This window comes from Actinoplanes sp. NPDC051475 (genome assembly GCF_040689425.1).
Lineage (GTDB): Bacteria > Actinomycetota > Actinomycetes > Mycobacteriales > Micromonosporaceae > Actinoplanes.
The window spans coordinates 757,629-781,793 of record NZ_JBFAZZ010000001.1 but is presented as its reverse complement, the minus strand read 5'-3'; the positions used below and the strand labels follow the sequence as shown (position 1 = coordinate 781,793).

The following is a 24,165-nucleotide window of genomic DNA, read 5'->3' as shown; positions in this document are numbered from 1 at the left end:
CCCGAGCTGGGTATGCAGAGGCGCAAGGACCCAGCTCATAGGGAGATCAGACAGATGTTGTTCGCACTCCTTCGCCGTTACGTCGTGATGGCCGTCGCAATCCCACTCGCCGCCGCGGGTGCCCGCAAGCTGAGCGACGCCGTCGAGGCGCGGCGCGGGCCGAGCCGTGGCACCCGCCTGCTGCGTCGCGGTGCGGACACGCTGCAGGGCCAGTTCGGGCGCCAGAAGAAGCGCCGCCGCTTCGCCTTCGGACGCTGACCCCGGTAGCCGTGCTGCAAGAGCCCGGGCCGCGCTGACAGCGGTAGGCGTGAGCACGGTCCGGATCAGGGTGCTTCTCACGGCGGCCGTGTGGCGGTCAGCTCGGACCGGAGTGCTGGCGGCGGCAGGCACGAGCGCGGCCTGCCGTGTTAAGGAAGCCGGTCCGCGGGTACCCCGGCCGCGCACAAGTGCTGCGGGAGGAGTGCCAGCGTGTCGGTCATGCGGACCAAACCCATCGCGGACGTCGTCGCGCAGGGCGGTGACGACGGAGGCGACGGCCAGCAGTTGCGCCGGCGGCTCGGGCCGCTGGATCTGATGGGGTTCGGGATCGGCATCGTCATCGGTACGGGCATCTTCACGCTCACCGGCATCGAGGCGCGCGACCACGCCGGCCCGGCCGTCATCCTCTCCTTCGTCCTGGCGGGCGTCGCGAGCCTCCTCGCCGCCCTCTGCTATGCGGAGCTGGCGTCCAGCGTCCCGACCGCGGGCAGTGCCTACACGTACGCGTACGCCACCATGGGCGAGATCATCGCGTGGATCATCGGCTGGGACCTCGTGCTCGAGTTCGCGCTCGGTGCGGCCGTCGTGGCGCGGGGGTGGTCCGGATATCTCGCCGAGCTGCTGCACCTGCCGGGATCGGTGTTCGGCGAGACCAGCGCTGTGAACGTGGGTGCCGTCCTCATCACCCTGGTGCTGGGCGGCGTGGCCACCTTGGGGATCCGGCAGTCGTCCCGGGTCACCAACGTGCTGGTCGCCGTCAAGGTCGCCATCTGTTTGTTCGTCGTCGTCGCCGGGGCCTTCTTCCTCAGGACCGCGAATCTGACGCCGTTCGTGCCGCCCGCGCAGCCGTCCGGTGCCGGGGAGTCCGGGCTGACGCGGCCGCTGTCGCAGGTGCTGTTCGGGCTCGAGCCTTCCGCGTTCGGCATCGCCGGGGTGCTCACCGCGGCTGCCGTCGTGTTCTTCGCCTACACCGGGTTCGAGGCGGTGGCGAACCTCGGCGAGGAGACCCGGCGTCCCAAGCGCGACCTGCCCTTGGGTCTCTTCGGCACGCTGGCGGTCTCCGCCCTGCTGTACGTGCTGGTGTCCTTCGTGGTGGTCGGCATGGTCGACTACCGGGAGATCGACCCGGGCGCGCCGATCGCCTCGGCGTTCTCGGCGGTCGGCGCCGGGTGGGCCTCCGCGCTCGTCTCGATCGCCGCCGTTGCCGGGCTCACCAGCGTCATCCTGGTCGACATCGTCGCGATCGGCCGGATCGGCTTTGCGATGTCCCGCGACGGTCTGCTGCCTGCGGCCGCCGGGGCGGTCCATCCCCGCTGGGGTACGCCGTACCGCACCACCCTCGTGGTCACCGCCGGGATCGCCCTGCTCGCCGGCCTCGTACCGCTCTCGTCGCTGGCGAACCTGGTCAGCATCGGTACGTTGTTCGCGTTCGTCATCGTGTCGGCCGCCGTACCGATTCTGCGGCGGACGATGCCGGACCTGGAGCGGCCGTTCCGCGTGCCGTGGTCGCCGGTCGTGCCGGTGGTGTCGGCACTGGCCTGCCTGTATCTCATGACCAACCTGTCGGTGGAGACCTGGCTGCGTTTCCTCGCCTGGATGGTGCTCGGCCTCGTCGTCTACCTGGGGTACGGACGCCGCCGCAGCCGGGTGGCCACCGCCGGACGCGTGTCCTGATCGCAGCTCCCGGCTGAGCCGCGACGCACCGCAACCAGCGGGCGAAGGGCCCGGGGACGACGGGGGACCAGCGCAGGCTCAGGAGTCCAGGTCGGTGGTGCGGTATCCCGTGGGCGACGACAGATCGATCCGCCAGCTCTGCACTCCGGTGCTGTCCACGAGCTCGACGTGACTGATCTCCACCTTGCGAGGCCGCCCATCGCTTGCCGGGACGCCATCGTGGCGGGTCGCGACCGTGACTTCGTCCCAGGCCGGCGGGGCGAGACCTGCGCCGCGCTCGCACGGGGTCTCCCACTCCGGCGGCAGCTCTGCGAGCGCAGCCCGCAATGCCTCACGGGCCCGGTCGTCGCCGCGGGTGGCCGGGTCGAGCGGGCAGACGTACGCCGCCAGCGCTGCGGCCAGGCCGGGGTGTTCCTCCAGCGCCTCCGCGCACGCCGGCAGCGTGGCGATCCGGTAGACGGTCGCGTCCTCGTGGCAGAAGATCACGAGGCGGCCGAGGAAGCCGGGGCGCGGCAGGTTCGCCAGGCGCAGGGGTTCCGCGGCGACCGGGAAGCCGTGGGCGCGCAGGTCTCCCGAGAGTGTCTCGCGGGCGGCCTGGTCGCGGGGGTCGCCGAGCAGGTCCGCGATCGCCTGCCGGACGTCCTGCCGCTCGAGCGCCGCGCCGAGGCCGGAGGGTGCCGTCCCGGCGCGGGCCACGAACCGGTTCACCGTCACCTGGCCGGCGACGGGCGGGCCTGGCACGTCGGCCACGCTGATCCGGCGGTCCACGGCCGCCAGGAGCCCGGCGCGGCGGCCGGCGGGGTCGAGGTCCGCGGATTCCCAGCCCTCGCCGAGGTCCAGGTCGGCCGCGGCAGGACCGAACGGGTCGCCCGCGAGCGTGACGCGGGGTGTGATCACGGCGGGGCCGCCGGGTGCGGCGACCAGCTCGGCGCTGATGTCCGCGAGCGGGCGGATCACGGAGCGCAGGATCTGTTCGCGTACCGCCGGTAGCTCCCGGTCGGTGACGGCGGCCAGGAAGAACGGCCAGAGCAGGAACGGTACGGGCTCGCCGGTGACGATGCGCCGCCATTCCGCGTCGGCGTCCGGGAACGCCCCGGCCGTGGCCGCCTCCGGGGAGATCTCCTCCGACCGCCAGAAATCGTCGGACGTCTCACCCGTGGCGCGGTCGGCGACCGTCCTGTGCAGCAGGAGCCAGCCGGCCGCGGTGCCGTGCGGCACCCATACGAAGCGGGTCGTGACCATGGTGGATCCGTCGCCCCGGCTCATCCGGCCTCCTCGGGGAGTCGCTCATCGAAGCAACTTAGCGCCGCGACGCGGCCCCGTCACTGTACGGAAGCCTGTTGATCTCCTGGGGTGGTAGATGGCGCCCGGAAAGGATCAAAGTGCGGGAGCACTCGGAGGAGAGCGTTCTCCCGTTCTAGGGTAGGAGGGGCCGGAACTTTCGCAGGACCCGGGAGGACAGATGCGCATCAGCGACGTACTGCGCGACAAGGGCGACCGTGTCGTGACCGTGACCCCCGACCTCACTGTCCAGGAACTGCTCGCCACGCTCGCCGAGCACCGCATCGGTGCCGCCGTGGTGTCCGCCGACGGCGCCACCGTCGAGGGCATCGTCAGTGAGCGCGACATCGTCCGCCGGCTTGCCGAGCACGGTGCCGCCGTGCTCGCCCGCCCGGTCTCCGCCATCCAGACGACCCGGGTGCACACGGTGGGGCCCGAGGCCGACGTGGCGGAGGTGGAGCGGCTCATGACCGAGCACCGCTTCCGGCACGTCCCGGTCGTGGCCGGGGGCCGGCTGGCCGGCATCGTCAGCATCGGCGACGTGGTGAAGAAGCGCATCACCGAGCTGGAGGTGGAGACCTCGGCGCTCAGCGGCTACATCACCGGGGAACGCAGCTGACCGAGGACGACAAGGACCTGACGCGGCATCCGGCTACCCGTTAAGGCGGGTGCCGCGGTGTTTGTCCCGAATCGGCGCGGGTAGACGGCCGCCATGCCGAGCGAGATCCACTCCTTCCTGAACGACCGCCGCGATCGGCTCGCCGACGAGCTCTGCGAGTGGCTCCGGCTGCGGTCCGTGGCCGGCGTGCCCGAGCACGTCCCTGAGGTGATCCGTTCCGCGCACTGGCTCGCCGGGCGGCTGCGTGACCTCGGCTTCCCGATGGTCGAGATCTGGCCGGCCGACGGTACGCCCACCGTGTACGCCGAGTGGTGCGCCGCCCCCGGTGCGCCGACCGTGCTGGTGTACAGCCACCACGACGTGCGGGCGGTGAAGGACGAGCAGTGGTCCGAGACCGCCCCCTTCGAGCCGGTGCTGCGCGACGGTTACGTCTACGGCCGGGGTTCTTCCGACGCGAAGGGCCAGGTCCTCGCCCACCTGTGGGGACTGCGCGCGCACCTGGCCGCCACCGGCCGGGACGCCCCCGCGGTCAACCTCAAGGTCCTGGTCGAGGGCGAGGAGGAGACCGGCTCCGCCCAGCTCGCCGGCCTGCTCGACGAGCACCGGCCCGGGGCGGATCTCATCGTCTTCTCCGACACGCTGCTGTGGCACCGGGAGCACCCGGCGGTCTGCTTGAGCATGCGCGGCATGCTGCTCGCCGAGCTCGAGATCCACGGCCCCCTGCGGGACGTGCACAGCGGCGCGGTGTCCGGGCCGGCGCCGAACCCGGCGGTCGAGCTGGCCCGGCTGATCAGCGCGCTGCACGACGACAAGGGCCGGGTCACGCTGCCCGGCTTCTACGACGCGGTGGTGGAACCTTCCGGGCGTACCCGGGAACAGCTGGCGGCGCTGCCCTACAGCGACGAGGACTGGCTGACCCGCTCCGAGACCCGCAGCATCTGCGGCGAGGCGGGCTTCACCGTCCTCGAGCGGCTCTGGGCGCGGCCCGCGGCCGAGGTGCTGACCGTCGTCGCCGGGGATCCGGACGGTCCCTCGCGCGGGGCCGTACCGGCGGTGGCGACGGCCGCGATCAGCATCCGCACCGTGCCCGACCAGACCGTCGCGGAGGTGGCGGACCAGCTGCGCCGGTGGGTCGCGACGACGATCAGCGACGGCTTCGATTACGAGCTGAGCATCGGCGAGGAGACCGGGCAGGAGCCGTACCGGACGCCGGAGGACCATCCCGCGGTGGCGATGCTGGCCGCGGCGATGGAGGACGGCTTCGGTGCGCCGGCCGGGCGGATGGGCAACGCCGGTGGCGGGCCCGCGAGCCTGCTCGCGCGCAAGATCGGCGCACCGCTGCTGTTCTTCGGCACGGGGCTGCCCGAGGACCGCTGGCACGACGACGACGAGCGGGTCGCCCTCGACGTTCTGGTCGCGGGCGCGGCCACGCTGGCCTCCTTCTGGGACCGGCTGTCCTCCTCCCGGGTGACTGCAGAAGTACCGGACTACGGCGAAAACGGCACGGTTGACACAGGTACGGCCGGGGTAGCCGACCAGCCGTGACGGACTTCAAGGACGCGGGCACGCCCGGCGCGACCCGGGTGATCTGTGCCGACAGCCTGGGTGGCGGCCTCCTGGAGGCCACGGCGCGGGCCGTCGCCGGGCAGGACTGCCGCAGCCTGAGCCGGGTGCCGACGCTGGGGCAGCGGCCCACGGTACGCGAGCACGTACGCCTGGAGGCGCTGGCGTACGACGCCGCCGAGGAGGCGCTGCCCGTGGGGCTGGCGGCCCGGCTCGACGCCGATGCGGTCGCGTCCTGGATCACCGCGCACTATCCCGCGGACACGTACCCGGCGGTTCTTATCGGGTCTGCGCACGGGGGCGCGTGTCACCTCGCGGCCGCGCTGGGGGCGCCCTGGCTGCCCGACAGCTTCAGCGTCACCGTGCCGTGGCCCGGCGGGGCGGTCGGGGACTGGGAGGGTGCGATGGAGTGGGGGGCGATCGTCGCCGACTCCATCATCGCGGCCAACCCGGACGTGTCCGTGCGGCAGGTGCACGACCCGGTGCAGCGTGGCACCCTCTGCGGCACCACCATCACGCTGCACGTGCGGTGGCGGCGGCTGCCGGCGGCGTACCGGAGTTTCCTGCGCTCGCGGCTCGAACCGCGAGCGGCCGCGCTCATGGTCCGGGACGTGCGGACCTGGCCGGTCCTCGAGCTCGCCCCGGGGCACAGCTTCCAGCTGGGCAGCCCGGTCAGCGGCTGGGAACCCGATGACTACACACCGGACAATCCCGGGTTCCGCCGGACCCTCGCGGCGCTGGACGAGGTGCAGTGGGCGGCGCCCTACCAGGACGCGCGGCAGGGCACGGCCGAGGTGGCGGGCGAACCGGACTTCGGCGCCGACCTGCGCCGGTGCGCGACCACGCCCTTGCGGATCCGGTACGCGCGTCCGTCGGCGCTGAGCGCTTTCGTGGCCGGGCTGTACCGCCGCTGGCTGGCGGCCGAGCGGGGCGGAGGCGAACACTGCCTGGTCAGCTCCGGCACGCTGGTCGATCCGTGGCTGACGTTGACGGCCGGACTGGTGCCGTACTGGCTGGAGTCCGCGACCCGGCAATCGGTGGAGGCCGCCGAGTGGTGGCTCGCCGGGAGCGCGGGATTCGACACGGTGACGGTGCTCCCGCAGCCGCCCGGTTCGCGATCCGAGGCGTACGCGCCGGCCGCGCAGTGGCGTTCGGTCGCGGCGTTCGCGCGGTTGCGCCCGCACGCCGATCCGCTGGCGCTGAGCCACTACCCGCTCCTCCCGCTGCCGGTCGCGCACGCGTCCACGGTGCTGGCCACGGCGGCGCCGCTGGGTGCGGTGCCGCCGCCGCGGCTGACGACCGACGAGGTGCTGGCCGCCCTGGGCAGCGGCGGCGCGGCCCTGGGCCTGCTGGTCAGCTGAGTCGCCCGGCGGCGAGGCGGAACCGGCCTTAGGTTGACGGGTATGGAATATCGTCAGCTCGGCCGGTCCGGCCTCAGAGTCTCCGTCCTCACCATGGGCACCATGACCTTCGGCGGCAAGGGGAACTTCGCCGCCGTCGGCGCCACGGACGTCGCCGAGGCTCGGCGGCAGGTGGACCGGTGTCTCGATGCCGGGGTCAATCTCATCGACACCGCCGACGTCTACTCGGAGGGGGCGTCCGAGGAGATCGTCGGCGAGGTGCTCGAGGGCCGCCGCGAGCAGGTGCTCGTCGCGACGAAGGTCCGCATGCCCATGGGCCCGGGTCCCAACGACGCCGGCCTCTCCCGGCACCACATCGTCGCCGGGTGCGAAGCGAGCCTGCGGCGGCTGCGGACCGACCACATCGACCTCTACCAGGTGCACGAGTGGGACGGTCACACTCCGCTGGAGGAGACGCTGGAGGCCCTCGACCTGCTGGTGCGGCAGGGCAAGGTGCGCTACGCCGGTGCCTCGAACTATGCCGCCTGGCAGCTGATGAAGGCGCTCGGCATCGCGGACCGCACCGGCGCGTCCCGCTTCGTCAGCCAGCAGATCTACTACTCGCTGCAGGCCCGCGACGCCGAGTACGAGCTCATCCCGGCCGCCGTCGACCAGGGACTCGGCGTGCTGGTGTGGAGCCCGCTCGCCGGTGGCCTGCTGTCCGGCAAGTACCGGCGGGGTCAGCAGCCGCCGGCCGGGTCGCGGCAGCTCACGGACTGGAACGAGCCGCCCGTGCACGACCAGGAGCGGCTCTACGACACCGTCGAGGTGCTCGTCTCCATCGGACAGGAGCGAGGCGTCTCCGCGGCTCAGGTGGCACTGGCGTACCTGCTCGGCAAGCCGGCCGTCTCGTCGCTGGTCATCGGCGCGCGCACCGGCGAGCAGCTCGCCGACAACCTGGCGGCTGCCGACCTCAAGCTGAGCGACGAGGAACGCGCCCGGCTGGACGAGGCGAGCGCGCCGCCGCTGTTGTACCCGTACTGGCACCAGGCGAAGACCGCCCGCGACCGGCTCTCTCCCGCGGACCTCACCCTGCTCGGCCCGCACCTCTGACGACCGCAACCGATCGCCGGCGACTCCTAGCTGTCGGAGACCGAGAACCGGTCGACGATGACGCTCAGATTGCGGGCCGTCTCCCGTAGGGTGCCGGCCATCTGCCGGGTCTGCGTGGCACCGGTGGCGGTGCTGCCGGCCGCCTCGGACACGTCGCTGACGTCGGCGACGATCGCCTCGCAGTGCCCGGCCGTGCCGGCCACGCCCGCACCGATCTCGCGGGACGTGGCGGTCTGCTCCTCGACGGCGCCGGCGATGGTGGTCTGGAGCTCGCTGACCCGGCCGATGAACTCGCCGATCTCGGTGATCGCCTGGGCCGCCGCGGCGCTGTCGGTCCCGATGGCGGAGATGCGGGCGCTGATGTCCTCGGTGGCCGCGGCAGTCTGCAGGGCCAGGTCCTTGACCTCGCCGGCGACGATGGCGAATCCCTTGCCCTGCTCGCCGGCCCGCGCCGCCTCGATCGTGGCGTTGAGCGCGAGCAGGTTCGTCTGCTGGGCGATCGCGGTGATCGCGCGGACCACGTCCTGGATCGCGGCGGTGCTGGTGCCCAGCCGGGCCACCGTCTGGTTGGCCTCGGTCGCCGTCTGCACGCCCTGCGCGGCGACCTCGGCGGCCGTCGCGGAGCTGCGCGCGATCTCGGCGATGCTCGCCTCCACTTGCGCGGCTCCGGCGGCGATCGAGGCGACGCTGGCCGTGGCCCGGGCCGCGGACTCGCCCATCGCCGAGGCCCGGCCCGAGGCCTGGGCGGCGTCGCCGTCCAGGTCGGCGCTGACCGTACCGAGGCGGTCCGCCGACTGCACGAGCTCGGCGGCGTTGGTGCGGAGCGCCCCGACGGCACCGCCGAGCAGCTCGGTGAGCTCGTTCAGCGAGCGGGCCGTCTGTGCCACCTCGTCGCGCCCGCCCACCTCGACCCGGCCGCGCAGGTCCCCGGCCACCAGCCGGCCCAGGAACGAGCGGATCTGCTGGAAAGGCAGCGTGATGGCCCGCGCCGCCCAGAGGACGACGAGGAAGCAGAAGACGACGTTGCCGACGCCGAGCAGGGCCATCCGGGTCACGAACCCCGACGGCGCCGGACCCTCGTAGAGCAGGGCCGCCCCGATCGTCAGGATCACCGAGGCGTTCGCGCTCAGCGCGATCGCCAGGAAGATCATGAGGGCGCGGATGCTCGGGAACATGCGGAAAGGATTGAATCGCGGCACGTATGTCTGGTCGGCCGGGAGCCCGCGGACTTGAGCTTCTGGCCGTCCGGAAATATCAGAGCGATATTGCCGGCTGATTACCGATGGACGCTCGTCACAGTTTTGCACCGTCGGCGGATATCCGCCCACCGCGTCCGTAGCATCGACACGCAAAAATTCCCTCTCGATCGGCAGACCGGAATCCTTATGGTCATCACCGCCGTCCTGTCCACCGTGTCACTGCTGCTCCTGCTGTATTTCGGCTGCTTTGCGGCATACAACTACGCCTATTCGATCGCCGCGTTGTTTCCCTCGCGCATTCCCACGGTGGTGCCACGTCCGGATGCGAAGGTCGCCGTCGTGGTGGTGTCGTTCAACGAGCGCGAGGTTCTCGCCGACACCATCGCCGCCTGCGAACAGCTCTCCTACCCCGGCAAGACCGTCATCGTCGGCGACGACTCGAAGGATCCGGAGACGATCGACCTGCTGCGGAAGCTGGCGGCCGATCGCGGCTGCCTACCGGCGACAGTGGCCGGTGTGGGCGACGACGTCGAGATCTGGGAGTCCGAGCGGTTCGTCGTGTTCCACCGCGCGGACAACGTGGGCTTCAAGGCCGGCAATCTGAAGGCGCTCGAGGGATATCTGCGGCACCGCGGATTCGACTACATGTACCTGCTGGATGCGGACTGGCGTCCGCAGACCGATGCGATCGAACGCTGCCTCGAGGTGATCGAGGCCGACACCCGGATCGCGTACGTGCAGACGAAGCGCCTCTACCACCACGGTCCCGGCGACCACTTCCAGCGCTGCCTGGCCATCAACGAGGAGGCCTGTTACGTCGTCGACCTCGCCGGCCGGCAGCGGCTGGGCCACATGGTGCTGTTCTCCGGCTGCTGCGCCCTGTTCCACCTGCCCTCGCTGTACGCCGTCGGCGGGTTCCGGGCCGGCCACCTCACCGAGGACATCGACCTGTCGAACCGGTTCTACCTGGCCGGATACCGCGGCGTGTATCTCGGGAGCGTCGCCAACGTCGGCGAGGTTCCTCCGAGCTACCGGGCCTTCCGCCGCCAGCAGGAGCGCTGGGCGATCGGCTCGGCGCGTACCTTCGTGGAGTATCTGGTCCCCGTGCTGCGGTCGGATCTCGACCTACGCACCAAGCTGAGCCTGCTGCGTCAGAATGCTTACTACACGGCGGCGCTCGGCATCGAGGTGTCCGTCCTCTGGTGCGTCGTGGCGACCCTCTGCGCCGCGTTCGGCGGGGCCCGCGGCTGGGCCGGTTCCGCGATGGCACCGGTGATGGTGCTCACGCTGTTCGGCAGCGTCCTGCCGTTGATCGTCGCCACGGGCCGGAAGCGGTCGTGGTCCGATCTGCTCTACATTCCCGCCGCCTGCTGGATCTCCCTCTCCGTGGTGCACACGTACGCCGTCGCGAACATCAAGGGCTTCCGCCGCCGGGCCCAGACGTGGTTCGTCACGCCGAAGACCAACCGGCGGAGAGGTCACGTACGCATCCGCGGCGCGCGGCGCATCCGCGCCGTCAGCATGGTGACCCTGCTGACCCTGGCGGGTGCCTACGCGGCCGCCTATCAGGTGGCGCCGGGATCGGCGACGGCCCGGGTGCTGATCGCGACGTATGCCGTTCTGTGGATCCCCTCGATGCTGATCGCCGCGTGGAAGAGTTGACGGTCGGCGCCGTTTTCCCGGAAACGGTAAATGTTGCAAACAGAAGTTCATCATCGATCAATGCCCGGCTTCTTTGCCGGCCTTCGGCGAGTCGGCATACTTTCAAAGGAACCGGTACAAAGGAGCGCACCATGAAATGGGTGTTTCCGCCTGGCAGCGTGGTTCCCCACCGGTGAGCCGCGGCTCGGCAGTACCGGTCGCGGGCCGGGATGCGGAGCGGCACATCCGCATCCCGGCTTCCGGCACGGCCAGGAGTTCCCATGCATGACCCGGCGGCGCTGGGAGCCGAGATCTCCACCATCGCCTCCCGGGGCACCTGCCTCGCCGAGCGCGCCGAGGCCCTGCTCGAAGCCCTGCGGCACATCATCGCCGTCGACGCCGCCTGCGTCACGCTGCTCCGCCCGGACCGGAGCCGGCAGCCCCCGCTGTACGTACGCGGCTATTCCGAGGCGATGGAGGACCACCTGGCCACCCCGGAGTTCCTCGCCAACGTCGAGCTGGTGGGGCTGCATCGCAACCGGACCCCGCTGCGGGTCGTGGATCTGCCGGCACCCACCGCGGCGACGAACGCCTGGGCCCAGTACATGGCCCCGGCCGGGTTCTGCGAGGGGATCGGCATCCCGCTGCACACCGGCGACGGCCGCTACCTCGGCGTGCTGGCCGCCCACACGGACGACCCCACCCCGGTCGGTGACGACATCCGTGACCTGCTCACCGGGCTGGCGCCGCTGATGGCGTACGCCATGGACCCGATGCGGACCGTCAGCGCGCTGACCGGCCTGGTCACGGATGCGGTCGCCGGCGTCGTGCTGACCCAGGACGACACCGTCGAGCCCCTGCCCGGGCTGCCCGGACACCGGCTGCTGGCGCGCGGCTCCCCGGTGCTCACCGAGGCCGCGGCCTGCTACGCCGACGGCGACAGCCAGGCCAACTTCCTGGTTCCCCGGTCGTGGAAGGACCGCAACCGCTACTGGCGAACGACCATGCTGGCCTGCCCCGACCGGCCGCCGCACCACGCCAGCGCCGTCGTCGTGCTGCGGCCGCCGGACGATCTGCTCGGCCTCGGCCACCGGGAGCTGACCGTCCTCGGCCTGCTCATCGCCGGCTGGCCCACCGCGCACATCGCCGCCCGCCTGCAGGTGAGCGTGCTCACCGTGTACGCCTACCTGGACGAGGCGCGCGGCAAGCTGGGCGCCCGCACCACCGCCGCCGCCGTGATGCGCGCCGCCGACCGCGGCCTCTACCTGCCGGCGACGCTGACCGGGCAGCGGCCCTGACCCTTACCCGCCCTCACCGCCGTCGTACGGGATCCAGCCGAGATGGGCAGCGCGGACGCCGGCCTGGAACCGGGTCTCGGCGTCGAGCCGTACCAGCAGCTCCCGCAGGCGACGCTGGAAGGTGCGGTAGCTCAGCCCCAGCTGCCGGGCGATCACCACATCCGGCATGCCCGTGGTGAGCAGCGCCAGCAGGCGCCGTTCGTCGCGGGTGGGCCCGGCGTCCACGGTGGCGCCGCCGGGCACTAGCCCCAGGGGCAGGGCGCGGGCCCACAGCGACTCGAACAGCGCGCTGAGCGCCTCGAGCAGGGCCGAGGGATGGACGACGATGATGCTCTCGATGGAGGACGGGGCCGCCTGCAGGGGCATCATGCCCACCCGGTCGTCGGCGAGGATCAGCTTGGTCGGCAAGCCGGTCAGGACCCGCGCCACCTCGCCGCGGGCGGCGGTCTGCTCCAGGTCCGCCCGCAGGTCGTGGAAGTCCGTCAGGCCCTGCGGGTCGTAGATGACCCGGTACCGGATCCCGCGGCCCAGCATCTCGTGCTCGACCGGGTTGCGGTTGCCCGACGGTACGGCGTACGGCGGTTTGTCGATGGCGCGGATCTGCTGCCGGGCCGCGCGCTGGACCTGCTCGAAGCGTTCAAGCACGGCCATCCGCCCGGTGACCACCTCGACCAATGACGCCGGGTCGTCGCCGGCGTGGGCCCGGCGGTGCCGGGCGGCCAGCTGGTGCGCGTGCAGGCGGGCCCGCTGCAGCCGGGCCTCCTGGCGCAGCAGGAGCGCCTCGAGTGCCACGTCGGGCGCCGCCGCGGTGTGCCGCTCCGGATGGCCCGCGCCCCGGCCGGTCAGGCCCGCCTCCTCGAGGTGGTCCAGGGCGACGCGCACCAGCTCCTCCGCCAGGCGGGTGCTGCGCGCGAGCTCGGGCACGGTCGCGGGGCCGTCCACCAGAGCCTCGTAGACGGCCTCGTCCTCGGGTCCGAGCCCGGCGACGGAGAACACCTGACTCATGGTGGCCGGGTGTCCCCCCGCCGGGCTGGCGCTGTGGTGTCAGCGGCGAGTTCGCGCCAGGGCGGAACCGTTCCGCCATGCCTCACCGGACCTCATCCTTTTCATAAGTTGTTAGCGGCTGGTTCATATCCGGCGCTCTAACGGCCCCCCAGCACCGCGCCGTGCACCCACTGGCGCGGTGCTGCTGCTTTCGCCATCCGGACGAAAGGACGGTTCCATGAGCTCCAGTCACCGTTCCGGCTCTGCCCGGCGCTGGATCGCGGTCACCGCCGCGGTCCTCTGCGTCGGCGCCGCCCTCCCGCCCACCACCGCCCAGGCCCGCCCGGCGGTGCCCGGTCACGCGGCATCGACGCCCGCGGCCGCAGATGGTACGCACACCGTCACCCTCCTCACCGGAGACCAGGTCCGCTACCGCGAACTGCCCGGAGGCCGGGCAGAGGTCACCGTCCAACCCGGAACGCCGGAGCGGACCGGTGTCACCTTCGCCACCACGTCGCAGCGGACGGCGCCCGGCGGCCCGGCGCTCTACGTCGTGCCTTCGGACGCCGATCCGCTGCTCACCGCCGGCGCGCTGGACCGGGAACTGTTCAACGTGCGGGGGCTCAGCCGGCAGGGTCTGGACGACAGCCGCGCCGCCACGCTGCCGGTCATCGTCAGCCACCCCCGTACCCGGGAATTGGCGGCGCTTCCGGGCAGTAAGCGCACCCGTGAGCTGCCGGCCGTGCGCGGCTCGGCGTTGCGCGTCGAGCGCAGAGGATCCGGGTTCTGGGCGGCGATCAGGCCCGCCGGCCGGGGACGGGCGGCGCTGAGCCGGGGCGTCGGCAAGGTCTGGCTGGACGCCCGGGTGACCGCTTCCCTCGACCACAGCGTGCCGCAGATCGGTGCGCCGGAGGCGTGGCAGGCCGGATACGACGGCCGGGGCGTCAAGGTCGCCATCCTCGACACCGGCGTGGACGCCGGCCACCCGGACCTGCAGGGCAGGATCGCCGCATCCGCCGACTTCACCGGCTCCGGCTCCACCCAGGACGGGCACGGGCACGGCACGCACGTCGCCTCCATCATCGCCGGCAGCGGCGCGGCGTCCGGCGGCCGGCTGCGCGGCGTGGCCCCCGCCGCCCAGCTGATGATCGGCAGGGTGCTCGACGACGACGGTGCCGGGCTGGACTCCATGGTGATCGAGGGCATGCAGTGGGCGGCCGGCAACGGGGCCCGGGTGATCAACATGAGCCTGGGCGGCGAGCCCACGGACGGTACGGACCCGCTGAGCGCGGCGGTCGACGAGCTGAGCCGGGAGACCGGCGCCCTGTTCGTCGTGGCCGCGGGCAACGACGGCGCCCCGGTCAGCGTCAACACACCCGGCGCGGCCCGCTCCGCGCTGACGGTCGGCGCGGTGGACCGCGACGACCACGTGGCCGCCTTCTCCAGCAAGGGCCCGCGGCTGGGCGACGGCCTGATCAAGCCGGAGATCGTGGCGCCCGGCGTCGGCATCGTCGCCGCGCGCGCCGCCGGCACCGAGCTCGGCGACCCGGTCGACGACTCGTACACCGCGCTCTCCGGTACGTCGATGGCCACCCCGCACGTCGCCGGGGCCGCCGCGATCCTGGCCCAGCGCCGCCCGGCGTGGCGGGGCGACCGGCTCAAGGACGCACTGATCAACAGCGCCGCCCCGGTCGACGGCAGCTGGTCGGCCATCGGCGCGGGACGGGTGGACGTCGCCCGCGCGGTCCGGCAGGACATCGCCGCCACCGGCTCCCTGCAGGCCGACGGCGGCGGCACCCCGGGCACGGACGTGACGGAATACCCGGTCAGCTACGTCAACGACGGCACCGAGCCGCTGAACCTGCACCTCGGGGTCACCTTCACCGGCTGGAACGGCGCCTCCGCCCCGGCCCTCGGCCGGCTCTCGACGACCGACCTCACGGTCCCGGCGGGCGGCCGCGCCACCGTCACACTCACCATCGACGCGGCCGCGGCCGGCGGTGCGTACGGCGGCGCCGTCACGGCCACCGGGGCGCAGGTCTCGCTGCGTACCGCGGTCAGCGTCTACGTCCGCCCGGAGACCTCGCAGGTGACCGTACGGATGATCGACCACCACGGCGAGCCGGTGCCGTACGGCAGCGCGTACCTGGTCGACGCGGACCTCGACCCGGCCACCTCGAACGATCCCTTCGCGACCCCGACGGTCGTCGTACCCGTCGAGGAGGGCTCCGCCGTGGTGCCGGTGCGTCGCGGTGGCGTGTACACGGCGATGGCCTCGCTGTCCTCGGCGGAGCTGACCGGCCGGCGTACCGACGTCATGGTGTCGCCCGAGATCAGCGTCACCGGCGACACCGAGATCACGCTCGACGCCCGCAAGGGGCAGCGGCACACCGTGACCACCGGCGAGGCCACCGACGAGCTGGCCCGCGCGCTCGAGGTGGTGCGTACCACCGCCGGGGCGCAGATGAGCCTGCTGGCCGCCGTCCGCAACGATCCCGATCTGCAGTTCTTCGTCACCCCGCAGGCGGCGGCGCGGCACGGTTCGCTCGACACGTACGACAAGCGCACGCTGGCCACCGCCGGGCTGCGGGTACGGGCCGAGTCCGGGTCCGCCGCCGTGGACCTGCACCCCCGGTACGACGTCTACCGCACGCCCGCCCGCTGGGCCGGAACCCGCCAGTCCGATCTGGTCTGGGCCGGACGGGGACGGCCGGAGGACCTGGCGGGGCTGGACCTGCACGGCCGGCTCGCCCTGGTCGCCCTCGCCGGTGACGGCGACGATCCGGTCGCCACTGCGGCCCAGGCGGCCACCGCCGCAACCCGGGCCGTGTCCGACGCCGGTGCCGCCGGCGTGCTGCTCTACGTCGACCGCCCGGGGGCGGTGCCGCTGTCCCGGCCGGCCGCGACGCCGGTGCCGCAGCTGTTCCTCGGCCAGCAGGAGGGGGCCGGCCTGCGGTCGTGGCTGACGAGCAAGCCCGTACGGGTCACCCTGGCCGGCGACGACTCGCCGGACAGCAACTACAACCTCTTCTATCCCGCCGCCGGCGTCCCGTCCGGGCGCAGCGACGCCGCCACCGCCGCCGGGCTGGTGACGATCCCGACCCGCTACCATGCCGGCACCCCGATGACCTACGAGAAGAACTGGTACGCCTTCGGCACCCGCAGCGTCAGTGCCGTCCGGGAACGCGTCCAGTTCGCGGCGCCGGCCGTCCGTACCGAATATGTGGGACCGGCGAACCCGGGCGTGACCTGGATCCGCTGGATCACCCAGAACGAGCAGCCGGCGAACTCGCCGGCGTTGACGAGCTCGCTGATCAGCCGCGACGTCTTCGGCACCGGCACCCGGTCGCTGCCCGAGGAGCGCTGGTACGAGGGCCCGATCCTGGAGGGCGAGCCGGAGGGCGCCACCGACGGCTGCGGCCTCTGCCGGGGCGGTTCCGACGGCGCCGTGTTCTACCCGGCATGGCACCTGCGGGACTCGGCCGACACGCACGCCGTCCAGTCCTGGCCGGACTACCGCAGCAGCGTCCGGCTCTTCCGCGACGACACCGAGGTGGCGGCGGAGGAGCAGACCAACGGCCTGCCGATGCCCACGTTCCGGCTGCCGGCCCAGCCGGCGACCTACCGGCTCGAGGTCGACGGGCCCACCCCGGCCGGCCCGGGGGTACGCCCGGTGCAGCACACGACGTCGCAGTGGTCGTTCCGGTCGGCGCCGCCGCGGTCGACGGGCGTTCCCTGCCCCAACGCCGTCGCGGGCGGATGTGCCCCCCAGCCGCTGATCCAGCTGACCTACCGGCTCGGCCTGGACCCGGCCAACCGGGCCCCCGCCGGGCGCGACCTGGCCTTCGAGGTGCTGGCCCGGGAGCCGCAGAAGGCGGAGAACGGCGGCGCCCTGGCCGGTCTGTGGCTGTGGTCCTCCGCGGACGCGGGACAGACCTGGCGCCCGGCGGCGGTGCGGCAGCTGGCTCCCGGACGCTATGGGATCACCGTACGGAATCCCGCCACCGCCGGACCGGACGGCATGTGGCTGAAGGCGGAGGCGTGGGACAGCGCCGGCAACCGTCTCCAGCAGACGGTGCGTGCTGCGTACGCCCTCGCGGATCCGGCACGGGCAGCTCAGCTCTCCCGATAACGAGATCCCGGTACGGCCCGGTGGGGACTTCCACCGGGCCGTACCCGTCGAGCGGGTCAACCGTGGATCAGGACGAGCTGCTGTTCCGCGGCATGGCGGGCGTCACCCTGCGGAAGTCGAACGCGTTGTTGTTGGTGTCGCGGTCGTTCACCCGCAGCGCGGCCTGGTCGGTGAAGTCGACGCTCTGCGCGGGAGCCGCGGCCGTCTCCGTGCAGGGGTTCGCGGACGAGAAGCCGACCGAGTCGATCCGGGCGCCCGTCGGGCTGCCCTGCTGAGGCGCGCCGCGCAGCAGCACGCCACCGGTCCGTGCGATGTTGCCGTTGTAGGTCAGGTCCGGCGGCATCAGCCGCTCATAGCCCTGCGCCGCCAGCAGGTAGAACTCTCCGGTGTCCGGCTGCTGGTCCTCGGTGCCGCTCAGGATGGTGCCGGAGGGGACCGTGGCGAGCATGATCTGCTGCCCGGAGTTGGTGCAGGACCAGACGGTGAAGTTCGAGATGTCCATCGACTGCGTGCCGAGGTTGTGGATCTCGACGAACTCGTCGGTCACCCCGGCCGGACCCTGGGTGGAGACCTGGCTGATCACCAGGCTGGACGCCGGCGCCGGAGGCACGAGCGGCGCGGCGTTGGCGGGCGTCATGGACAGTGCGACGGCAGCGCCCGCCGCCAGGGTGGCTGTGCCGAGAGCGGTGAGACGCCGGGTGGTGTGAGACACGGGATCCTCCTTGCGATCGTGCACGGTTCCGGTCGCCCGCCGGTGGTGCGGGCCCCGGTCTTTCCGGAATCGATCCTGGTCCTGGGCGGGGCGATGAGAAAGAGTCCGTTTTCTGGCCACATCGACATTGAGGTACATCAATGGAAAATGAGGCTTCACAAATCGCCGGTGGCGCTGGACAGCAGGCGTTCCGCCCGGGCCCGTGCCGCCGCCCGATCCAGCTCGGTGCGCGGCAGGCCGAGCACCACGCTCAGCCAGCCGCGCCAGTACGGCCCCGGCACCCGGCCGCCGCCCTCCCAGCGGCTGACCTGGTCACGGGTGGCGGATCCGTTGCCGGAGACCGACGCCAGCGCCTCGGCGAGGGCCGCCTGGGTCAGGGCGCGGCGCAGCCGGTGCCGCCGGATCAGCTGCCCGACGGGCGGCTCGGCATAACTGATCACGAAAGTCCTCCTGCGACTCGGCGAGCGGGACGGAGACCATTCCGCAGTCAACACCGAGGCGTTCGCGACCGCGCGGGCGGAAACCCGCGGCGCCTCATCGAGCAGGGTTTCCGTGTGGATACCTGCACCAAGGGAGTGCCCGTGACTACACCTTTCGTGGTAGGGCCGTCCGGCGGCGAATTTGAACAGTCCGGCGGCGTATGTGAAAAGACGTCAACCGGTCCGGGATTCGTGGACAATCGCGCCCGGATGTCGGCAGAATCGATGTCGTCAGGCATGTGCCGAACCGCGGCGCGGTCGTTCAGCGGGAGGTGGCTCGGCCGTCCGCGACGACGGCTGCCGCAACCGGAATGTGCGAGGTGTCATGCACAAGCTCGACAGGAACGCGCACGCCCCGTTCGTCTCGCCGGGACCCGCTCGCAACCGGGGCCGCGCCCGGCGGTCCCCGAGGCAGCGGTCCCCACGCCCGGCCGCGACCCCGGCCGGCGCGGCGATCGACATCCTGGTGGCCGGTGACCACGCCCTGCTTCGCGAAGGGCTCGTCGACTTCATCGCGGCCGAGCCGGACCTGCGCGTCGTGGGGCAGGCGGGCAACAGCGTGACCGCCGTCCAATCGATCGCCGTCCGGCAGCCGCGGGTGGTCCTGCTGGACGTCACGATGCCGGACCACCCGGTGTGCGCCACCGTGCGGCACATCCGGCGGATCTCGCCGGGCACCCGCATCGTCGTGCTGGCGATGGATGACGACCTGCGCCTGCTCCAGGACGTCCTGGCGGCCGGTGCGCACGCCGTGCTGGTCCGGTCCGCCAGCCGTCAGGAGCTGGTCGGCGTGATCCACACCGTCTGCCAGGAGGCGAACAGCGTGCTGGTGGTGTCGCACCACAACGCCACGCGCCTGGCCGTGCCTGCCGACAACCCGTTGAGCCGGCGTGAGCTGCAGGTCCTCGAGCTGGCCGCGCTGGCGCTGAGCAACTCGCAGATCGCCGCCCGGCTGCGGATCGCCGAGGGCACGGTGAAGCGCCATCTGACGAACGTCTACACCAAACTGGGTGCCGTCTCGCGCATCGACGCCGTCAACAAGGCGACGGCGGCCCGGCTGATGCCGGCGCCGGGGCCGCAGGCGTGGCCCGGGCCGCGGCGCACGGCCCGGGTGCGAGCCTGACGATCCGCCCAGCCGGGGTGGCCGCTCAGCCCGGGTGGGGGCCGCGAAGCCGGGGCGGCCGCGAAGCCGGGGCGCCGCGGACGGTGGCCCAGACGATCTTGCCGGGGCCGATCGACCGGGCGCCCCACGCGTCGGCCGCGGCGTGCACGATGCGCAGACCCATGCCCCCGCCGGGTGTCCCGGGATCGGGCGGCGCGGGGTCGGGGAGGCGGGGGAGGCGGGGGTCCTCGTCGTGGACGGACAGGTACAGCCCGCTGCCGCGCCGGGAGACCACCACCGCGATGTCGGTGGCGGCGTGCTCGACGGCGTTGGTGACCAGCTCGCACACGATGGTCCGGGCCGCGGATACCAGCGGCGCCAGGCGCCAGGCCGAGCAGGCCTCCTCGACCAGGACTGCCGCGCGGCGGGCCGTCGCCGGCACGGGAGGCAGGACCAGCCGCAGGTGATCCGGCAGGGGAAGGCTGCGGGCCAGTGCCGAGCGGGCCTCCGGCATGCTGGCGTACATCGGCAGGAAGTGCGGGACTCCGATCCTGCGCAGCCGGCCGGCCAGCAGGGTGGACGGCGGTACGCACAACGCCAGGCGTACGGGCGGCTCGGGGATGGTGCCGGCGTGGTACGCGGCCAGCCACATCGGCGCGCTGTGCCCCTGCGGGTCGCCGAGGTCATGGAGGTCGATCAGCACGGCGACCGGGTGTTCGGCCAGGCACTTGTGAATGCCGGTACGCAGTTCGGTGGCGACTGCGGGACTCCAGCGGGCGTGCACCGCCAGTTCCATCGATTCGCGGTCGGCATCTCCGGTGATCGTCATGGATGATTCGTTCACCGGTGTTGCCACCAGGTGCGGAGGGTGCGCTTCCATGGCCAGCCCTTTCAGGTCGTACGCGACCTTCAGCCGTCGATGCGGCCGCGGTGCCGTGCACCTCCACCCCTGCTGGCTATCGCGATTCGCCGGCCGCGCAACTCATTCCACTTTCCCATTGATTGTTGGACGGCAACATGCCATTCCGTGCGTAACATTTGAATTCCATTTCCTATGTGTTACATCACGCCATGACGTGATCAGGCGGGGCCACGATCGACGAAGCTGAACGTCGTCCGGCGCCGGTGGCCGGCGGTCTCCGCCACGATGACGCGGTCGTCCTTCCCGGACAGTCCGACCGCGCCGTAGGCCTCGTTGACCAGGAGGTACGCCGGTCGGCCCGCGCGGTCCCGGGTGCCGCTGGGGCGGATGGAGAAGACGGTCGCCCGGGTCTGGTGACAGGGGGCGGTCACGAGGACCGCATCGGTGCCGGGGTTGATGTGCACGCCCAGGCACTGGCCGGGATACTTTTCGGACAGCCACCTGATCTGATGACCGGCTCCGAACGGTACGAGCGTGAACTGCGACTCGCCGCCCACCGCGTCGACGCTGCCGGTGGTCTCCGCCTCGCCGCCGTTCGGGTAGACCCACATGTCCTCGCCGAGCTCCGCGAAGTGGATGACGGCCCGCCGCCCGCCCGAGAGGACGTCCGGCGCCGCGGCCGGGTCCGGAGTCCGGCCGGCTCCACCGGCGGTCAGCGCCCGTACGGCGGGCACCGCCGCCCCGAGGAGCGCGACCGCGGCACCGGCGACGGCGAATCGCCGCAGCCCGCGGCGCTCCTTCGGCGGCGGCGCGGCGTCGGCCGCCTTCGCCCGGCTTCCGTCGACGCCGTCCAGGTACGCGCGGTCGGAACCGGGCAGCACCAGCTCGTCCAGGAGGTCGCGGGCGGCCGGCCGCTCGTGGGGATCCTTGGCCAGGCACCGGGCGACGAGGTCGCGCAGCGGGCCGGGCACGCCGGCGAGCTCGGGCGGCCGGGTCAGGATCCGTACGGCAGTGGCGGGCGGGCTCTCGGCGTGGAAGGGGGTACGCCCGGTCGCCGCGTACGTGACGAGGACACCCCAGGCGAAGATGTCCGCCGGGAAGCCCACCTGCGGATGCTCCTGGAAGCGCTCCGGGGCCATGTACGCGACCGTGCCGACCATGTCATCGGTGGCGGTGTGGTGGCTGGTGGCCTCGAGCGGCCGCGCGATGCCGAAGTCGATGACCTTGACGCCGCCCCGGGGCAGCAGGACGTTGTCGGGCTTCAGGTCGCGATGGATCACGCCGGCGCGATGGATGGCGGTCAGAGCGGCCGCGGTGCCGACGGCGATGCTGTGCAGGGCGGCGCCGCTCAGCGGGCCCCGCTCGGCGACGACCCCGGCGAGGCTGGGGCCGTCGACGTACTCGACGACGAGGTAGGGCGGGTCGTGGTCCGGGTCGGCGTCGAGGACCTCGGCGGTGGAGAACGGCGGCACCTGCTGGGCCCGGTGGACCTCGCTGCGGAAGCGGCCGCGGTATTCGGGATCGTCGGCGTACTCCGGGCGGACGGTTTTGATCGCGACCTGGCGGTTGCCGGGGGAGCGGCCGAGGAACACCGTACCCATGCCACCCTCGCCCAGCCGGGCCAGCAGCACGTACGAGCCGAGCCGGCGCGGGTCGCCGGGGCCCAGCGGCATGACCATCTCGACTCCCTTCCACCTCGTGCGGCACGCCGCCCGGCACCCTACCCGCGCCCGGCCCGGTGCCGGTAGTGCTGGGCCACGAGGGCGGTGGCGCAGGCGAGCGTGACGATCCCGAAGCCGGCGCCGACGAGGACGTTGACGCCGGTGCCCGACGCCACCGCGTTGGCGGCCGCGCTCACCACCAGGACGAGCCACAGCAGGGTACGGGTGCCACCGGTGCGTTCCTTGTTCTCTGTCATACCCCCGACGCTAGGAACTCCGGCGCGCCGGATCGATCCCGCCTGCGCGCCCCCTCGGGTACAGCAGGCTGTACTTCCGGACCTCTGGACTGCCGCAACCGCCGGTGAGGCCCTAAGGTTGCTGCCCGTGAGGTACGGCCGCAGCACCCGCGAGGCGCTGGAGCATCTCGTCGGCGGGCTGGGCACGGCGTGCCTGGCCTTCGCCGCCCTGCTCTGGCTCATCCTCGTGGCGCTGGGCTGCGTCGTCGGCGTGGGACTGCTGTTCGTGCCGACCGCACTGCGCCTGCAACGCTTCGCCGCCGACCGCGAGCGCGCGCGGCTCTCGCGGTGGGGCGACGAGGTGGTCAGCCCCGGCCCGGCTCCGGGGCGGTGGCGCGACGCCGTTGCCGATCCGGTCGCCCGGCGGGAGTGGCGCTGGCTGCTCGTGCACGGCACCCTCGGCCTGCTGCTCGGCATCCTCGGGCTGGCCCTGCCGCTCAACGCCGTCCGCGACGGCACCTTCCCGCTCTGGTGGCGGCTGCTGCCGCCGGAGGACGCCACGTCCTCGCTCGGCTTCCCGGTCGTGCACGACTGGGTGGGCGCCTTCGGGGTGTGGGCCCTCGGGGTCGCGTGGGTCGCCGTGGCCGTGGGTCTGGGCCCGGCTTTCGCCCGTACGCAGGCGTACCCCGGCCGCCGGCTGCTTCCGCCCGGCGCCGATCTCGACCTGGCGCTGCGGGTCGCCGAGCTGACCGCCACCCGCGCCGCAGCCCTCGACGCGCACGCCGCCGAGCTGCGGCGCATCGAGCGCTCCTTGCACGACGGTACGCAGAATCGCCTGGTCGGCGTCACCGTCCTGCTCGGAGCGGCCCGTCGGGCGCTGGCCCGGGACCCGGCCACCGCCGAGCAGATCCTGTCCCGCGCGCAGGACGCCGCCGAGCAGGCGCTGGCCGAGCTGCGTACGGTGGCCCGTAGCATCCTCCCGCCGGTGCTGGCCGACCGCGGCCTCGCCGGGGCCCTCGACGGTCTCGCCGGCACCTGCGGCGTCCCGTGCCGGGTCGAGGTCGACCTGCCCGGGCGCTGCGCCGCCTCGGTGGAGGCGACCGCGTACTTCGTCGTCGCCGAGGCGCTCACGAACGTCGCCAAGCACAGCGGTGCGGCGCACGCCGTCGTCACGGTGCGCGGCCGCGACGACCTGCTCAGCCTCACCGTGACCGACGACGGTCACGGCGGTGCGGACGAGGAGGCGGGATCCGGCCTCACCGGCATCCGCCGCAGGGTCGGCGCCCTGGACGGAACCCTGACCCTGACCAGCCCACCCGGTGGGCCGACGACCCTGCGGGTGGAGCTGCCATGCGGATCGTGATCGCCGAGGACGACCCGCTGCTGCGGGAGGGACTGGCGCTGCTGCTGCGCGCCGAATCCCTCGACGTCGTCGCCACCACCGAGAACCCGGCCGCGTTCCTGGCCGCGGTCGGCGAGCACGAGCCGGACGTCGCCATCGTGGACGTACGGATGCCACCCACCCACACCGACGAGGGCATCACCGCCGCCGTGGAGGCTCGGCGCCGGCGGCCGGACCTGGCGGTGCTGGTGCTGTCGGCGTACGTGGAGCAGGCGTTCGCCACAGAGCTGCTCGCCGGCGGCGCCTCCGGGCTCGGCTACCTGCTCAAGGAGCGGGTGGGACGGGTCGAGGAGTTCCTGGCGGCGCTGCACCGGGTCGCGGACGGCGGCACGGCGATCGACCCCGAGGTGGTGGCGCAGCTGCTCACGCGCGGCCGCCCCGATGCGGCCCTGGAGCGCCTCAGCCCCCGGGAACGCGACGTGCTGGCGCTCATGGCCGAGGGTCTCGGGAACACCGCGATCTCGGAGCGGCTGTTCGTCACCGAGGGAGCGGTGCACAAGCACATCCGCAACATCTTCGCCAAGCTCGACCTGCCGCCGGACGACCGGGCGGACCGCCGGGTGACCGCGGTGCTGCGCTACCTGGAGGACACCCAGCGGCAGGCCTGAC

The 24,165-nt window shown here is 72.7% G+C and carries 20 protein-coding genes; 12 read left to right on the top strand and 8 right to left on the bottom strand.

Going from position 1 to position 24,165, the window contains the following annotated elements; genetic code table 11:
- Positions 1 to 54: 54 nt before the first annotated feature.
- On the top strand, positions 55 to 258 hold the full coding sequence (locus tag AB0368_RS03600; RefSeq protein WP_366152185.1) for a hypothetical protein: 204 nt from the start codon (positions 55 to 57) through the stop codon (positions 256 to 258).
- A 219-nt stretch (positions 259 to 477) separates the two neighbouring features.
- Complete coding sequence (locus AB0368_RS03595) at positions 478 to 1,932, top strand: amino acid permease (RefSeq protein ID WP_366152184.1); 1,455 nt, start codon at positions 478 to 480, stop codon at positions 1,930 to 1,932.
- 78 nt (positions 1,933 to 2,010) lie between these two features.
- Here the strand turns inward: AB0368_RS03595 and AB0368_RS03590 are convergent, their stop codons facing one another.
- Positions 2,011 to 3,198, bottom strand: a complete 1,188-nt coding sequence (locus tag AB0368_RS03590; RefSeq protein WP_366152183.1) for a hypothetical protein — start codon at positions 3,196 to 3,198, stop codon at positions 2,011 to 2,013.
- Between the two features lie 196 nt (positions 3,199 to 3,394).
- Here AB0368_RS03590 and AB0368_RS03585 point away from each other — a divergent pair, with 196 nt between their 5' ends.
- The 4 genes from AB0368_RS03585 to AB0368_RS03570 all read left to right on the top strand — a co-directional run bounded on the left by AB0368_RS03585 (position 3,395) and on the right by AB0368_RS03570 (position 7,848).
- Positions 3,395 to 3,832 carry a CBS domain-containing protein gene (locus AB0368_RS03585; protein WP_366152182.1) on the top strand — a complete coding sequence of 146 codons (438 nt, stop codon included), beginning with the start codon at positions 3,395 to 3,397 and terminating at the stop codon, positions 3,830 to 3,832.
- Between the two features lie 93 nt (positions 3,833 to 3,925).
- On the top strand, positions 3,926 to 5,377 hold the full coding sequence (locus AB0368_RS03580) for a M20/M25/M40 family metallo-hydrolase (protein ID WP_366152181.1): 1,452 nt from the start codon (positions 3,926 to 3,928) through the stop codon (positions 5,375 to 5,377).
- A complete protein-coding gene (locus AB0368_RS03575; RefSeq protein WP_366152180.1) occupies positions 5,374 to 6,756 on the top strand; it encodes a hypothetical protein in 1,383 nt (460 codons plus the stop codon). Before AB0368_RS03580 ends, AB0368_RS03575 begins: the two co-directional genes overlap by 4 nt.
- Positions 6,757 to 6,798: 42 nt before the next feature.
- A complete protein-coding gene (locus AB0368_RS03570) occupies positions 6,799 to 7,848 on the top strand; it encodes an aldo/keto reductase (protein ID WP_366152179.1) in 1,050 nt (349 codons plus the stop codon).
- A gap of 26 nt (positions 7,849 to 7,874) precedes the next feature.
- On the opposite strand, the gene AB0368_RS03565 is transcribed toward AB0368_RS03570, so the two are convergent.
- Complete coding sequence (locus tag AB0368_RS03565; protein WP_366152178.1) at positions 7,875 to 9,023, bottom strand: methyl-accepting chemotaxis protein; 1,149 nt, start codon at positions 9,021 to 9,023, stop codon at positions 7,875 to 7,877.
- A 210-nt stretch (positions 9,024 to 9,233) separates the two neighbouring features.
- Between AB0368_RS03565 and AB0368_RS03560 the strand changes: the two genes are divergently transcribed.
- Complete coding sequence (locus AB0368_RS03560; RefSeq protein ID WP_366152177.1) at positions 9,234 to 10,709, top strand: glycosyltransferase family 2 protein; 1,476 nt, start codon at positions 9,234 to 9,236, stop codon at positions 10,707 to 10,709.
- A gap of 260 nt (positions 10,710 to 10,969) precedes the next feature.
- Entirely contained in the window at positions 10,970 to 11,986 is a 1,017-nt protein-coding gene (locus tag AB0368_RS03555; protein WP_366152176.1) for a GAF domain-containing protein, read from the top strand.
- Positions 11,987 to 11,989: 3 nt separating this feature from the next.
- Here AB0368_RS03555 and AB0368_RS03550 read toward each other — a convergent pair whose 3' ends face one another.
- Entirely contained in the window at positions 11,990 to 12,991 is a 1,002-nt protein-coding gene (locus AB0368_RS03550) for a hypothetical protein (RefSeq protein WP_366152175.1), read from the bottom strand.
- A gap of 217 nt (positions 12,992 to 13,208) precedes the next feature.
- On the opposite strand from AB0368_RS03550, the gene AB0368_RS03545 reads away from it, so the two are divergent.
- On the top strand, positions 13,209 to 17,102 hold the full coding sequence (locus tag AB0368_RS03545; protein ID WP_366152174.1) for a S8 family serine peptidase: 3,894 nt from the start codon (positions 13,209 to 13,211) through the stop codon (positions 17,100 to 17,102).
- 67 nt (positions 17,103 to 17,169) lie between these two features.
- Here the strand turns inward: AB0368_RS03545 and AB0368_RS03540 are convergent, their stop codons facing one another.
- The gene (locus tag AB0368_RS03540; RefSeq protein ID WP_366152173.1) at positions 17,170 to 17,814 is read right to left on the bottom strand and encodes a lamin tail domain-containing protein; all 645 of its coding nucleotides are present in this window, start codon (positions 17,812 to 17,814) and stop codon (positions 17,170 to 17,172) included.
- Positions 17,815 to 17,969: 155 nt separating this feature from the next.
- The gene (locus tag AB0368_RS03535) at positions 17,970 to 18,254 is read right to left on the bottom strand and encodes a helix-turn-helix transcriptional regulator (protein WP_366152172.1); all 285 of its coding nucleotides are present in this window, start codon (positions 18,252 to 18,254) and stop codon (positions 17,970 to 17,972) included.
- Between the two features lie 364 nt (positions 18,255 to 18,618).
- Here AB0368_RS03535 and AB0368_RS03530 point away from each other — a divergent pair, with 364 nt between their 5' ends.
- A complete protein-coding gene (locus tag AB0368_RS03530; RefSeq protein WP_366152171.1) occupies positions 18,619 to 19,416 on the top strand; it encodes a response regulator transcription factor in 798 nt (265 codons plus the stop codon).
- A gap of 25 nt (positions 19,417 to 19,441) precedes the next feature.
- Here the strand turns inward: AB0368_RS03530 and AB0368_RS03525 are convergent, their stop codons facing one another.
- From AB0368_RS03525 to AB0368_RS03515, 3 genes are all read right to left on the bottom strand, one after another.
- Positions 19,442 to 20,224: an ATP-binding protein gene (locus tag AB0368_RS03525; protein WP_366152170.1), complete on the bottom strand. Its 783-nt coding sequence runs from the start codon at positions 20,222 to 20,224 to the stop codon at positions 19,442 to 19,444.
- Positions 20,225 to 20,475: 251 nt separating this feature from the next.
- Positions 20,476 to 21,936, bottom strand: a complete 1,461-nt coding sequence (locus AB0368_RS03520) for a serine/threonine-protein kinase (RefSeq protein ID WP_366152169.1) — start codon at positions 21,934 to 21,936, stop codon at positions 20,476 to 20,478.
- A 41-nt stretch (positions 21,937 to 21,977) separates the two neighbouring features.
- Positions 21,978 to 22,175, bottom strand: a complete 198-nt coding sequence (locus tag AB0368_RS03515) for a hypothetical protein (RefSeq protein WP_366152168.1) — start codon at positions 22,173 to 22,175, stop codon at positions 21,978 to 21,980.
- 127 nt (positions 22,176 to 22,302) lie between these two features.
- Between AB0368_RS03515 and AB0368_RS03510 the strand changes: the two genes are divergently transcribed.
- Positions 22,303 to 23,517 carry a sensor domain-containing protein gene (locus AB0368_RS03510; protein WP_366152167.1) on the top strand — a complete coding sequence of 405 codons (1,215 nt, stop codon included), beginning with the start codon at positions 22,303 to 22,305 and terminating at the stop codon, positions 23,515 to 23,517.
- The gene (locus AB0368_RS03505) at positions 23,505 to 24,164 is read left to right on the top strand and encodes a response regulator transcription factor (protein ID WP_366152166.1); all 660 of its coding nucleotides are present in this window, start codon (positions 23,505 to 23,507) and stop codon (positions 24,162 to 24,164) included. The genes AB0368_RS03510 and AB0368_RS03505 overlap by 13 nt, the downstream gene beginning before the upstream one ends.
- Position 24,165 lies beyond the last annotated feature (1 nt).